The organism is Streptomyces sp. NPDC002138 (assembly GCF_040296485.1).
Lineage (GTDB): Bacteria > Actinomycetota > Actinomycetes > Streptomycetales > Streptomycetaceae > Streptomyces.
Map to the genome: position 1 here is coordinate 32,245 of NZ_JBEOXE010000030.1, position 13,931 is coordinate 46,175.

At 73.3% G+C, this 13,931-nt stretch carries 10 protein-coding genes; 7 read left to right on the plus strand and 3 right to left on the minus strand.

What is annotated here, in order from left to right:
• From ABT084_RS20545 to ABT084_RS20575, 7 genes are read left to right on the plus strand one after another with little or no spacing between them, the layout of a single operon-like run.
• Positions 1–1,026, plus strand: coding sequence for an NAD-dependent epimerase/dehydratase family protein (locus tag ABT084_RS20545; protein WP_351045736.1), 1,026 nt, complete (start codon positions 1–3; stop codon positions 1,024–1,026).
• Complete coding sequence (locus ABT084_RS20550; protein WP_351045739.1) at positions 1,014–2,297, plus strand: DUF4910 domain-containing protein; 1,284 nt, start codon at positions 1,014–1,016, stop codon at positions 2,295–2,297. Before ABT084_RS20545 ends, ABT084_RS20550 begins: the two co-directional genes overlap by 13 nt.
• Positions 2,294–3,613: an MATE family efflux transporter gene (locus ABT084_RS20555; protein WP_351045742.1), complete on the plus strand. Its 1,320-nt coding sequence runs from the start codon at positions 2,294–2,296 to the stop codon at positions 3,611–3,613. Before ABT084_RS20550 ends, ABT084_RS20555 begins: the two co-directional genes overlap by 4 nt.
• A complete protein-coding gene (locus tag ABT084_RS20560; RefSeq protein WP_351045744.1) occupies positions 3,610–4,557 on the plus strand; it encodes a glycosyltransferase family 2 protein in 948 nt (315 codons plus the stop codon). The genes ABT084_RS20555 and ABT084_RS20560 overlap by 4 nt, the downstream gene beginning before the upstream one ends.
• Positions 4,554–5,822, plus strand: a complete 1,269-nt coding sequence (locus ABT084_RS20565; protein WP_351045747.1) for a polysaccharide pyruvyl transferase family protein — start codon at positions 4,554–4,556, stop codon at positions 5,820–5,822. Before ABT084_RS20560 ends, ABT084_RS20565 begins: the two co-directional genes overlap by 4 nt.
• Positions 5,819–6,370 (plus strand): dTDP-4-dehydrorhamnose 3,5-epimerase family protein, encoded by a 552-nt coding sequence (locus tag ABT084_RS20570; RefSeq protein ID WP_351045750.1) that lies wholly within the window; start codon positions 5,819–5,821, stop codon positions 6,368–6,370. The genes ABT084_RS20565 and ABT084_RS20570 overlap by 4 nt, the downstream gene beginning before the upstream one ends.
• A gap of 7 nt (positions 6,371–6,377) precedes the next feature.
• On the plus strand, positions 6,378–7,703 hold the full coding sequence (locus ABT084_RS20575; protein ID WP_351045753.1) for a glutamate-1-semialdehyde 2,1-aminomutase: 1,326 nt from the start codon (positions 6,378–6,380) through the stop codon (positions 7,701–7,703).
• Between the two features lie 17 nt (positions 7,704–7,720).
• Here ABT084_RS20575 and ABT084_RS20580 read toward each other — a convergent pair whose 3' ends face one another.
• The 3 genes from ABT084_RS20580 to ABT084_RS20590 all read right to left on the minus strand — a co-directional run bounded on the left by ABT084_RS20580 (position 7,721) and on the right by ABT084_RS20590 (position 13,646).
• Entirely contained in the window at positions 7,721–8,308 is a 588-nt protein-coding gene (locus tag ABT084_RS20580) for a phosphatase PAP2 family protein (protein WP_502968983.1), read from the minus strand.
• 179 nt (positions 8,309–8,487) lie between these two features.
• Positions 8,488–12,732 (minus strand): caspase family protein, encoded by a 4,245-nt coding sequence (locus ABT084_RS20585; protein WP_351045756.1) that lies wholly within the window; start codon positions 12,730–12,732, stop codon positions 8,488–8,490.
• Entirely contained in the window at positions 12,729–13,646 is a 918-nt protein-coding gene (locus ABT084_RS20590) for a hypothetical protein (RefSeq protein WP_351045759.1), read from the minus strand. Before ABT084_RS20590 ends, ABT084_RS20585 begins: the two co-directional genes overlap by 4 nt.
• Positions 13,647–13,931: the final 285 nt, after the last annotated feature.

Below are 13,931 nucleotides of genomic sequence, written 5' to 3' on the forward strand. Positions count from 1 at the left end.
TTGCGCGTACTGCTGACCGGACACCAGGGCTACCTGGGCACCGTGATGGCCCCGGTCCTCACGGCCGCCGGGCACGAGGTCGTCGGTCTCGACGCCGGCCTGTTCGCCGACTGCGTCCTCGGCCCGCTGCCCGCGGACCCGCCGGGACGGCGCGTCGACCTGCGCGACGTCACGGCCGATGACGTCGCCGGGGTGGACGCCGTGATCCACCTCGCCGCGCTGTCCAACGACCCGCTGGGATCGCTGGCGCCGGACCTCACCTACGACATCAACCACCACGCCTCCACACGGCTGGCCAAACTGGCCCGCGATGCCGGGGTGCGGCGCTTCCTGTACGCCTCGACCTGCTCCGTCTACGGCGCCTCCGGCGGCGACGGCCTCGTGACCGAGGACGCCCCGCTGCGCCCGGTGACGCCGTACGCGGAGTCCAAGGTCCGGGTGGAGGACGACCTGCACGCCCTGGCGGACGGCGACTTCACCCCGGTGTACCTGCGCAACGCCACCGCCTTCGGCTTCTCGCCCCGGCTGCGCGCCGACATCGTGCTGAACAACCTGGTGGGCCACGCGCTCCTGACCGGCGAGGTCCTCGTCCTCTCCGACGGCACCCCGTGGCGGCCGCTGGTGCACGCCGCGGACATCGCCCGGGCCTTCGCGGCCGCGCTGGTCGCGCCGCGGGAAGCGGTGCACGACCGGGCGTTCAACATCGGCAGCGAGAGGAACAACGTCACGGTCGCCGAGATCGCCGAGCAGGTCGCCGCGGCCGTGACCGGCTCGAAGGTCGTGATCACCGGAGAGGCCGGCGCCGATCCGCGGTCGTACCGGGTGGACTTCTCCCGGTTCCGCGCCGCGGTGCCCGGCTTCGACTGCGAGTGGACGGTGGAGCGGGGCGCGCTCGAACTCGCCGACGCCTACCGCCAACACGGGCTGACCCAGGAGGACTTCGAGCAGCGCTTCACCCGACTGGCCGTGCTGCGCGCGGCGTCCGAGGCCGGCACCGTCGACAACACCCTGCGGTGGCGCCGATGACCGCGGTCGGCGCGGAGATGCACGCGCTGGTGGAGCGGCTGTACCCGCTGTGCCGCAGCATCACCGGCGACGGCGTGCGCGCCACCCTGGACATCGTCGGCGAGTACATCCCGCTCCAGGTGCACGAGGTGCCGACCGGGACGCCCGTGCTCGACTGGACGGTGCCGCAGGAGTGGAACATCCGGGACGCGTACGTCGCCGACTCCACCGGCAAGCGGGTCGTCGACTTCGCCGCGTCCAGCCTGCACGTGCTCGGCTACAGCGTGCCGGTGTCGGCGACCATGCCGCTGGCCGAGCTGCGCCCCCACCTGCACACCCTGCCGGACCACCCGGCCTGGGTGCCGTACCGCACCAGCTACTACACGCCGGAGTGGGGGTTCTGTCTGGCCCAGGAGACCCTGGACGCGCTGCCGGAGGGCGCGTACGAGGTCCGTATCGACTCCACGCTCGCGGACGGCCACCTCACCTACGCCGAGCACGTCGTCCCGGGGCAGGTCACCGACGAGGTGATCGTCTCCTGCCACGTCTGCCACCCGTCCCTGGCCAACGACAACCTGGCCGGCATCGCGGTGGCGACGTACCTGGCCCGCGCGCTGGCGCGGGAAACGCCGTACTACACCTATCGGTTCCTGTTCGCGCCCGGCACCATCGGGGCGATCACCTGGCTCGCACGCAACGCGGAGCGGATCGAGGAGGTCAAGCACGGGCTGGTGCTGGCCTGCGCCGGCGACTCGGGCAAGCTGACGTACAAACAGAGCAGGCGCGGTGACGCGGAGATCGACCGGGTGCTGCGGTACGTGCTGGCCTCGTCCGAACGCCCGCACCAGATCAATGAGTTCACTCCGTACGGCTACGACGAGCGGCAGTTCTGCTCCCCCGGCTTCGACCTCGGCGTGGGCTCGCTCAGCCGGACCCCGTACGCGGGTTACCCGGAATACCACACCTCGGCGGACAACCCGGACTTCGTCTCCCCGGAGGCGATGGCGGACACCCTCGCCGTCTGCCGCGAGGCGTTCGCCGTGCTCGACCGCGACCGGCGGTACGTCAACCTCAGCCCCTACGGCGAACCACAGCTGGGGCGGCGCGGGCTGTACGACTCGCTCGGCGGCCGCAGCGACGCGAAGCAGGCGCAGATGGCCATGCTCTGGGTGCTCAGCCTCTCCGACGGGGAGCACGGTCTGCTGGACGTCGCCGAGCGGTCGGGACTGCCGTTCGACACCGTCGTCGCCGCGGCCGACGCCCTGTGCGGTGCCGGACTGATCAAGGCATGACACCGATGACCACGGAGGGGGACGAAGCGACGGTGCCGCAGGCCCCGCCCGGGCCTGCCGGGCGGTCCGCCATGCGGGCCATGGTCGGCCGGCTGTCCTGGGGGCTGGCCGACCAGGCGGCTTCCAGCATCAGCAACTTCGCGGTGGGCATCTACGTGGCGCGCTCGCTGGGGGCGACCGCCTTCGGCGTGTTCAGCCTGGCCTGGGTGACCTACGGCGTGGTGCTCAACGTCTCCCGCGGGCTGGCCACCGACCCCCTCGTGGTGCGCTTCAGCGGCGTGCCGGAGGCCGCGTGGCGCGGGGCGGTGGCCCGGTCCTCGGGCACCGCCCTCGGCGTCGGCGTCGCCCTCGGCGCGGCGTGCCTGGTGGCCGGGCTGGGCCTCGGCGGCAGCGTGGGGCCCGCGCTGGCCTGCCTCGGCGTGGTACTGCCGGGGCTGCTGCTGCAGGACGCCTGGCGGTACTCGTTCTTCGCCGCCGGCGCCGGGCAGAAGGCATTCGCCAACGACGTCGTGTGGGGCGTCGCGCTCGTCCCGGCGATGCTGGTCGCCGCGCACGTGGGCAGCGTGGCCGCCTTCGTGCTCGCCTGGGGCGGATCCGCCACGGTGGCCGCCGCCTACGGCTGGCTCCAGTGCGGCATCCGGCCCCGGATGACCGGCGCCCGCGGGTGGCTGCGCGAGCAGCGTGACCTCGGCTACCGGTATCTGGCCGAGAACGTCGGCCTCAGCGGCGCGTACCAGATCCGGGCGTACGGGCTCGGCGCGATCGTCGGGGTCACCTCGGTGGGCGCCGTCCGGGGCGCCGAACTGCTGCTCGGCCCGTTCCTCGCGGTGCTGATGGGGCTGTCGCTGGTCACCGTCGCGGAGGCGGCCCGGGTCCTGCGGCGGGCCTCGCACCGGCTCGGCCGGTTCTGTCTCCTGCTCGGCGGTGGGCAGGCCGCCGCCGCGCTGCTCTGGGGCGCCGCCCTGCTGCTGGTCCCGGACCGGCTCGGCGAGCTCGTACTCGGCGACGTCTGGGCCGCCGCCTCGCAGCTCATCGTCCCGGCCACGCTCGGCGTCGCGGGCGCCAGTCTCGGCACCGGCGCGGCGGCCGGGCTGCGCGCGCTCGGCGCGGCCCGGCGCAGCCTGCGTTGCCAGATGTTCGCCTCCGTCTGTTACGCCGGCGGCGGTGTCGGCGGTGCGGTCGTGGCCGGCACGGTCGGCTCGTCCTGGGGCGTCGCCGCGGCGACGGTCAGCAGCTCGGCCGTGTGGTGGCTCCAACTGCGCTCCGCCCTGCGCGAGCACCACCAAGATTCCATCCGTGAAGTGAGGACACCATGACCGCCCAACCCAGGCTGAGCATCGGCCTGCCCGTGTACAACGGCGAGGAGTACCTGGCCGAGTCGCTCGACGCCCTGCTCGGCCAGACCTACGAGGACTTCGAGCTGGTAATCTCCGACAACGCCTCGACCGACGGCACCCAGGACATCTGCCGCCGGTACGCCGCGCGGGACTCGCGCATCCGCTACCTCCGGCTGCCGCGCAACGTCGGGGCCACGCCCAACCACAACCTCGTGTTCACCGAGAGCCGCGGCGAGCTGTTCAAGTGGGCCTCGCACGACGACCTGTACGCCCGGGACCTGTTGCGACTCTGCGTGGAGGCCCTGGACGAGCGACCCGAGGTGATCCTCGCGCACTCCGGGCAGGCGGTCATCGACGGCGACGGCAAGGTGACGCTCCCCTACGAGTACGGGCTGGCCACCGACTCGCCCAAACCGCCGGAGCGCTTCCGCAGCCTGCTGTTCGAGCCCGGTGGCGACGACTTCTACGGGGTGATGCGGGCCGACGTGCTGCGCCGGGTGAAACCGCTCGACAGCTACCACCACGCGGACCGCACCTTCGTCGCCGAGATCACCCTGCACGGGCCCTTCCACCAGGTGCCGGAGCTGCTCTACTTCCGGCGCGACCACCCCACCCGCGCCGAGCGGGCGAACCCGTCCAAGCGCTCCCGCAGCGCCAACCTGGACCCGCGCCGGGCGGGCCCGCTGCACCCGACGCCCCGGCTGCTCGCCGAATACGTCTGGGGGTTCGTCGAGGCGATCGGGCGGGCGCCGCTGTCCGCCGCGGACCGGCGCCGGTGCTACGGCCACCTCGCCGCATGGATGACCAGCCGGGTCCGGCCCGGCGCCGGCGAGCGGATCGAGGACCGCGCCCCCGTCGACCCGGCCCTGCTCACCGTCTCCGTCGACGACCTCGTCGCCGGGCGGGCGGGGAGGCGGGCATGACGGGGCAGACGGACACGACAGGGCGGGCGGACACCGCACCCGGACACGAAACCCCGGTGCGCGTAGGGGTGTTCGGCCTGCTCGGCTCCGGCAACCTCGGCAACGACGGGTCGCTCGAAGCGGTGCTCGGCTACCTCCGCGCCGCGCACCCGGAGGCGGTCGTGGACGCGCTGTGCGGCGGTCCCGAGGTCGTCACGACCCGGTACGGGATCCCCGCGACGCGGCTGCACTGGTACCGCGGGGAATACCGGACCGCGTCGCGGGCGGGCGCGGTCGTGGCGAAGGGGCTGGGCAAGCTCGTCGACGCGGTCCGCACCGCCGCCTGGGTGCGCCGGCACGACGTGGTGATCGTGCCGGGCATGGGCGTCCTGGAGGCCACGCTGCCGCTGCGGCCGTGGGGCTTCCCGTACGCGCTGTTCCTGCTCTGCGCGTCCGGGCGGCTGTTCGGCACCCGGGTCGCGCTGGTCAGCGTCGGCGCGGCCCCGATCGGCAACCGGCCGACCCGGGCCCTGGTGCGCTGGTCGGCGCGGCTGGCCACGTACCGGTCGTACCGGGACGCCCCGTCCCGCGACGCGATGCGGGCGATGGGCGTGGACACCGCGCACGACGAGGTCTACCCGGACCTCGCCTTCTCCCTGCCGACTCCGGCGGCGAGCGCGCCCTCGGGCACGCCGGGCCCGGTCTGCGTCGGCGTCATGGCCTTCCACGGCGGCAACGACGACCGCGCCCGGGCCGAGGAGATCCACCGGCGCTACCTCGACGGGACGATCCGGTTCGTCCGCGCGCTGATCGAGGAGGGCAGGCCGGTCCGGCTGCTCACCGGCGACCAGGTCGACGCACCGGTGGTCACCGCGATCCTCGACGCGGTGGACTCGCCGCTGGTCACCACGGCCGAAACCCGCTCCCTGGCCGACCTGATGAAGGAGATGGCGGCGGTCGACACGGCCGTGGCCGTCCGCTACCACAACCTGATCTGCGCGCTGAAGGTCGGCACGCCGATCCTCGCCCTCAGCTACGCCGCGAAGAGTGACGCGCTCATGGACCGCATGGGGCTCGCCGCGTACTGCCACCCGGCCCGCGAGGTCGACGCGGAGCGGCTGCTGGAGCAATTCCGGGAGCTGGAGCGGCGATCGGCGCAACTGCGGCGCACCCTCGCCGAGCGGAACCTGACCGCCACCCGGCAGCTCGAGCACCAGTTCACCGCCCTGACCGCGGCCCTCTTCCCGGCGGCCGACCACACCCACGCCCTGCGGGAGACCCCATGAAGGCGACCGAAGTCCCGTCGATCGACGGCGCGTTCCTGTTCGAGCCGACGCCGTACGCCGACGAACGCGGCTTCTTCTGCCGCACGTTCGACGCCGACGTGGTCCGCTCGGTGGGCCTCGACCCGGACGGCTTCGCCCAGGACAGCGTGTCCCGCTCGGTCCGGGGCGTGCTGCGCGGCCTGCACCTGCGCTCGGGCGCCGGTGAGGCCAAGCTCGTGCGGTGTTCGTACGGGCAGGTCTTCGACGTCGTCGTGGACCTGCGGCCCGACTCGCCGACCTACCGCAACCGGGCCTTCTTCGACCTGTCCGGCGAGACGCAGGTGACCGTGTACGTCCCGGCGGGGTGCGCGCACGGCTTCCAGGCGCTGACCGACACCGCGGATGTCTCGTACCGGATAGATCGCCCCCATGATCCGGCCGAGGACGTTACGATCGCCTTCGACGACCCGGAGCTCGCCATCCCCTGGCCGCTGCCGGTCGTCTCGATGTCGGAGCGGGACCGCAAGGCACCGAGCCTCGCCGAGATCCTGCGGCACAGGGAGGGCTGAAGTCAGCGTGGACGGCGAAGAGTTCCTGCTGCCCCGGTCGCGAATGGCGAACGAGCGGCTGCACGCCATGATCCCCGGCGGCGCGCACACCTACGCCAAGGGCGACGACCAGTACCCCGAGCACCTGGCCCCGGTCATCAGCCACGGCCGCGGTGCCCACGTGTGGGACGTCGACGGCAACCGCTACATCGAATACGGCTCCGGCCTGCGGTCGGTGAGCCTCGGCCACGCCCACCCGCGCGTACTCGAGGCGGTGCGGCGGGAACTCGACCGCGGCAGCAACTTCGTCCGGCCGTCCATCGTGGAGGTCGAGGCCGCGGAGCGCTTCCTGGCGACGGTGCCGACCGCGGAGATGGTGAAGTTCGCGAAGAACGGCTCCGACGCCACCACCGCGGCGGTGCGTCTGGCCCGCGCGGTCACCGGGCGCCCGCGGGTGGCCCTCTGCGGCGACCATCCCTTCTTCTCCGTCGACGACTGGTTCATCGGCACCACGCCGATGTCCGCCGGCATCCCCGCGGCCACCACCGAGCTCACCGTGGCTTTCCCCTATGGGGACTTGGCCGCCACGGAGGAGTTGCTCACCCGGTACCAGGACGAGGTCGCCTGCCTGATCCTCGAACCCGCCGGTACGACCGAGCCTCCGCCCGGGTACCTCGCCGGCCTGCGCGAGCTGGCCGACCGGCACGGCTGCGTCCTGATCTTCGACGAGATGATCACCGGCTTCCGCTGGTCCGAGGCGGGCGCCCAGGGCCTGTACGGCGCCGTCCCCGACCTCTCCACGTTCGGCAAGGCGCTGGGCAACGGCTTCGCCGTCTCCGCGCTGGCCGGACGCCGCGAGCTGATGGAGCGGGGCGGGCTGCGTCACTCCGGCGACCGGGTGTTCCTGCTGTCCACCACGCACGGGGCGGAAACGCACTCGCTCGCCGCCGCGATGGCCGTGCAGACCACCTACACCGAGGAGGGCATCACCGCCCGGCTCCACGACCTCGGTGAGCGGCTGGCCGCCGGTGTCCGCGAGGCCGCGGCCGCGATGGGCGTCGGCGACCACGTCGTCGTCCGGGGCCGCGCCAGCAACCTGGTCTTCGCCACCCTCGACGAGAACCGCCGGCCGTCGCAGCGGTACCGCACCCTGTTCCTGCGCCGGCTCCTCGCGGGCGGGGTGCTGGCCCCGTCGTTCGTGGTGAGCAGCGCCCTCGACGACGCCGACATCGCCCGCACCGTGGACGTGGTGGCCGAGGCGTGTGCGGTGTACCGCAAGGCCCTGGACGCCGCCGACCCGAGCCCGTGGCTGGCCGAGCGGCCGGTGAAGCCGGTGTTCCGCCGCTTCTCGTGAAATGAAGTGACGCGACGTCAGCGGCGGTTCCAGCGGCCGCCGTTGGCCATCCGCTCGGCCGTCCGGTCGACCGTCCACGCGGTCGCCGGTACCACCGCCAGCGCGGTGCACCAGCCGCCGAGGGCGTCTGTCGGGTAGTGCGCGCCCAGGGCGACCTGCGCCCAGCCCATGGCCGCGCCGGCACACAGCGCCGCGCCCAGCACGAGGAGCGTGCCGGCCGTCCTGCCGAGGCCGAGCCGGCCGGTCGCGAGCAGCGCCGCCATGACGGCGAGCGCGGTGAGGAAGGCGGTGTGCCCGCTCGGGTAGGACAGGTACCCGCCGTGGATGGTGCGCCCCACCAGGTGCTTGAGCAGCGTCGTCGTCCCCACCGCGATGCCGACGCCGACGACGACGAGCACCGCCGCGCGGGGCCGCCGAAGCAGCAGGCAGCCCGTCACGAGGGCCGCGATCACCAGCATCGATCCGACGGGCTCCCCCAGGAAGTCCAGGACCAGAGCGACCCGCCGCCACGGCGGCCGCACCCCGTCCACCGTCGGCTGGATCCACCCGTCCACCATGCCGGGCCGGCCGTGCCCGGCGTACCGGATCCCGAGTACGACGACCATCAGCGCGGCGAGTCCCGCGATCACCCCGAGCCACGCGCGCAGCGCCGGGGGCAGCAGCCGATCCAACGCCTGCCCCCCGTAGTGTCCGACCCGCGTCCGTCTCGGCTGTCACCCTAACCAATCCGGTCGCGGCACACGGCGCGAATGCCCGGACCACCCCACGAACGCCCGGGTGCGCTTCAGCGCTCGAAGACGATCACCTCGTACCCGGCACCGACGACCAGCTCACCACCGGGGGCGAACGCGACGGCACCCGCTCTGACGGGCAGCCGGATCTCCTGCAGGAGCGTGGCGTTGCCGAGGTCCCAGACACCCACGGTGTCACGGGTGGCGGTGACGGCCACCGGCACCCCGTCCAGCAGGCCGAGTTCCACATCGGATACCCAGCCGCCGCCGAGCCGGTGACGCAGCCGCCGGGTCCGCAGGTCCCACACCTGGGCGCCGCTGCGGGCAGTGGCCGCCAGCATCACCGGGTCGCGTCCGTCAGTGCCCCAGGCCAAACCGTTGATCTGATCGGTCAGGCCTTCGAAGTCACCCACCCGCGTCCCGTCGGCGGGGTCCCAGAGCCCTGTCCGCCGCCCGGTCGGCCAGGGCGGACCGTACTCCGCGATCACGACCAGAAGCCGTCCGTCCACGAGGACCCAGTCCGAGGCGGAGTCGTAGGTATGGGCCTCGAAGGCCCCGCTGATCCGCAGGGTTTCCAGGTTCCAGATGCCGCTCCACGACCTGTCGTAGTCGTTCGTCCCGAGCAGGGCGACGGGAGCCCCATCGAGGTGACCGCAGGCCGACACGTGCACACCCGCAGGACCCGCCTCGATCCTCGTGCGCTCCGATCCGTCCGCGAGATTCCACACGCGTACGGTGTCGTCGTCGCCACTGGTCACGGCGACCGGCGCACCGGAGACCGTCGCACAGCACACCTTGTTCACCCAGCCGGTGTGTCCTTCGAGACGATGCAGCATCCTTCCGGAGGCCACGTCCCAGACGCGTGCCGTGTGGTCGCTGCTCGCGGACACCGCGACAGCGGCCCCGTCCAGCACCGTGCACACGACCGCCCTCACCGCGCTGGTATGGCCCGGAGCCTGAACCTCCCCGAATTGCTCCTCCAGGCTCCACAGCCGGACGGATCCGTCCATGGTGGAGCTGGCGCACACCGGCCGACCGTCCACACGTGTCGTCACGATGGAATGCACCCAGCCCGCATGGCCGTTCAGCCGCGCGAGCGGCCGGCCGTCGTGCCGCTCCCTCAGCTCCATCGAACCGTCCGCGCCGCCCGTCACCATGGCCACGCGGCCGTCGAGCTCGGTGAACGCGAGGGCCGAGATCCAGCCCGACCCGGTGGGCCAGGAGGAGACGACGGTGTCCGTCGCCAGGTCACGGAACTCAAGCTCGCCGTGGCGGGAGCCCAGGGCCACGAACGCGCGGCCGTCCTGGACGAGATGTGCCACGGCCTCGTGGTCATCGGAGTCGTGGAGGTCATCGCACTCCCCGGATTCGAGGTTCCACCGCCGCAGCGGGCCGTAGGGCAACGCGACCACAGCGGTGGCGACCCCCTGCAGGTCCACGCAGAGGACGGGAAGCCGGTGCGCACTTGACCCGGACCGCCTCGGAAGGGTTCGCCTGACCTCTCCGGAGAACAGTTCCCGGGCCCAGGCCGACCCGTCCGGGGCGCACCCGACGATCAGCACCTCGCCGCGGGACCGGATGCACGCCAGACCTGCCACGGCGATCGGCACGTCCCCATCGTCGGCCTTGCGGGCGGCCTCGGCCTCGCTCTGCACCACGAACCGCCGCATTTCGGCGGTGCGTTCGAGGTCCCAGACGCGCACGGTTCCGTCATCGGACGCGGTCACGACGAGGGTGTCGCCCTCCACCTCGATGGAGTCCATCGCCGCCACGCTGCGGGTGTGCCCCTCCAGGGTGGCCACACAGCTCTGCCGCGCCGGATCCCAGACCTGAACCGGTCCCCCGTGCTGCGCGCTGAGCACGACCGGCATCCCCTTCAGCTCCGCCGCGAGCAGCGGATCACCGGCCGTCGAGGTCAGCTCCCCTCGGTACAGGGTGCTCGTCTGGGACCCGGTCGCCCAACGCGGCGTCCAGTCCAGTCGCTTCCCCAGCCCCGCCCGGTGCTCCTCCAGCCGGTACCGGGCCGCGTCCACCGCCAGCACCTGAGCCCGCTCGCCCACCGGCAGGTCGCGGTAGAGGTGGGCCGAGGTCCGGTACATCGTGCGGACACGCCGCGCCTCTGGACTCCGTACGCCGTCGAGCGCGGCCAGCAGGCCGTCCGGGCCCGCGTGCACGAGGAACCACGGGTCCCGCAGCAGGCGTTCCAGGTCCCCCGAGGCGGCCGCGTGGCCCGCCACGTGCGCGTGGACGTACGGGTGTCCGCGCTCCCAGTCCGGACCGTCACCGTCGCTCCGGGGCGGCACCGACGCGATCAGCTCGGCCGTCATCCGGCGCTGGTCCTCGCGGCTGCGCCGCGGATCGCGCAAGTGCTCGGCCAGCGCCTCGTGATACAGCCGGAAGACCGACCGGTCCGCACCGTCCGGCACCTCCACCACGTACGCACCCGCGTGCCGCCACAGCCAGTCCACGTCGTCATTGGTGCACTTCTCGCCCGACAGGGCCGCCGCCAGTGGAGCCCACAGCGAGTCCCACGGCAGCCCCGAGCCCTCCGCGTACGCCAGGGGCCGCAGCAGGCGCCGTACCCGCTCCTCGTCCTCGCCGTACCGGGCCAGATAGGCGTCGAACGCCTGCCCGACCTCCGAGGGCAGCTCCTCCTCCCAGCCCGGGCGGGACAGGTCGGGCGTCAAGTCCCCGTGGAGCAGGGCCCGTACGGTCATCCGGGCGACCAGGAAGGAGCGGCCCGCCCGCCGGGCCACCGCCGTGGCCATGGCCTCGCGGTCCGCCGCCGTCAGCCCGCCCGGCATCCCGGCGAGTGTGCTCCGCGCGTACTGCTCGATGTCGTCGCGGCCGGTGTACGCGTCGACGTCCAGATCGATCACCTCGACGGCCCGGCCCAGCTCGGGGATCATCGTACGCCGGGTGCCGATCAGCAGGCGCAGGTGGGGCAGGACCGACATCGGCCGCAGCAACTCCCGGGCGATGCGCTGCGGTTCGCGCCCGCCGACGCCCGTACCCGCCTCCTCCAGCGCGTCGATCAGCACGGTCCGCCGGGGGCCCTCGCACTCGGCGAGGCGGGCCAGCAGCTCCGGCGGGCTGTCCGCCTCCACCTCCAACGCGTCGGCGAGCCGGGCGGTGAGCCGCTCCAGGGTGGTGCCGTGCGCGTGCACGGAGACCGTGACCGCACCGGAGGGCGGCAACAGGTGCGCGGGTACCTCCGGGTGGTCCGGGCGGGCCAGCGTGAGCAGTCTGCCCAGGACAGCCGACTTGCCCGAGCCCGGATCGCCGGTGACCACCCGCGCCCGGGCATCGTGGGCGGGATCCCGCAGCCAGCCCGCCAGCGTGGCCAGGGCCCGTGCGCGCCCGGTGAACCAGTCCCCCGGCTCGCTCGCGTACTCCACGCCTCGGCCCCGCGGACCGAAGTGCGCGGTCCACTCGCGCTGCGACTCCACGTCCATCGCCTCGTCCGGCAGCCCGGGCCGGTACTTCGGGTTGGGCAGGAACGGCGGGACCGCCCGGCCGGATACCGCGTGATAGCTGGCGCACTGGTCCGGGCGGTGCCCCCGGAAATGGTCGTTGACCTGGTCGATCACCGTCGGCAGGTCCAGGTACCGCTGTCGCATCCCGGCCGCGCCCGCACGCACCGCGGCCTCGAGCGCGGTCACGAAGGCGTGGTCGTAAGCGAGTTCGCGGGAGCGGGCCGAGGCCACCAGCCACAGACCGTCGGCCCCCGGGGGCCGGTAGTCCACCAACTGGCCGGTGACGCGGGCGATCTCGGCTGTGCCGAGTTCGGCGTAGCAGGTGTCCAGCAGCAGGAGGACGTGCCCGACCGCGGTGTCGACCAGCAGGTCCGCGAGGTCGCGGGAGGCGAGGGTGGTGCTCACGCGGCTACGGCGGCTGTTGCGGCAGGTGAGCCGGTGGTGGCGGTCGTCGCGCAGGCCGTGTCCCGCGTAGTACACGACGAGCACGTCCTCCGTGCGGCGTTCGTCCGCCTTGAGCCAGTCCTCCAGACCGGCGCGCACCTGCTGGGCGTCGGGGGCGCGGGCGAGCTCGGGGAGGATCTCCGCGTATCCGAGGGAGGAGAAGAGGTCCGTGACCCGCCGCAGGTCCTCGTCCACGCCGGGCAGGTCCTCCAGCAGGGGATCGGCGGTGAACGTCCCGGTGCCGAAGGCGAAGACGTACCGGTTGAGCCCGTCGGCGGGCGGCCCGGTCGAGGCGGCCGCCTCGGGGGCGCCGGTCGCGCGGGTGCCTGCCATCGGGTTGTGCGTCACCGGGTTGTGCGTCACCGGGTCTTGCGTCACCGGGCCAGCCCCTCGGCGATGGCCGTCCCGGTCTCCACCGCTGTCAGGTAGGCGCGCATGCTGTGCATCTCGGAGCCGTTGTGCACGAGCAGGTCGCGCACCTCCGGTCCGAAGCGGGGCGCCAGTTCGCGGACGAGCGCGACCACGTCCGCACTGTCGGCCACGTTCGTCCACTGCTTGACCGGGGCGGGCCAGGCCCCGCTGCCGCCCTGCTCCGGCGCGGGCTGCAGGCGGTCGAAGACCAGCCCGCCCAGACCCAGCGGGGAACCGAGGGTGACCAGGGTCAGCGGCGGCCGCTCCGGCCCGAGCGCGCACAGCACCTCGTAGGCGACCACCGAACCGAGCGAGTGGCCCACGACGACCCGGGTGTCCGGCGTGATCAGCTCCGCGGCCCGAGCCCGTACCGCTTCACGTAGCCCGGGCTCCGTGAAGTAGCGACGTACCTGCTTGAGGTCGGAGATGAGCAGCCTGTCGGAGACGGCGCCGAAGAACCGCGTGCGGGTGAGGGCGTCCAGGGCGCGGCGCACCCAGTCGACGGACAGGGGGCGCCCGGCGAGACGTCCGACGCCGCCGCGGGCGGCGGGGCCGATGGTGTTCGGTCCGGGGGCGTCCGGACCGGGGATGCGGGGGTCCAGTCGGGCCGCCTCCCGCCACCAGGCCTCCAGCAGTTCGGCCTCGAAGCCCAACTCCACGTCCGCCGCCTGGTAGTACGGCTCGCCTCGCGTTCCCGGCTGCCGGTAGAGGTCTCCGTACGCGGCGCAGGACATGTCGCCGTCGGCAAGCCGTCCGAGCGTGGGATCGCGGCGCAGGGCGAGCCCCACGCCACCGCGCAGCGCCGGCTCGACTTCCGCCAACAAGGTTTCGGCGGTGTCGAGTTGCCGCCCCACCCCGTGCACCACGACGATCCGGCTCATGGCCCCCCTCAAGCGCGTCCCCGTGCTCCCGCCCCGAGCTTAGTCGGAGGCGGGCACCGTGGTCCGACCTCTTCGCGGTCAAGACCCGCCCAGCCGGGATCAGTTGGGTCAAGATCCGCTGGGTCACGGTTCCGTCCCGGCGAACGGGTGGCCGCGAACAGGTGCGCGAGGCGCCGGGAGCCGCCGCTCCGGCTGGTCGGCGGCATGCCCAGCGCGGGTGCGCGCGGCTGTGCGTGTAACAGGAATGTATGAGCGGGCACCACGACGGAACGGCTCACCACCCCG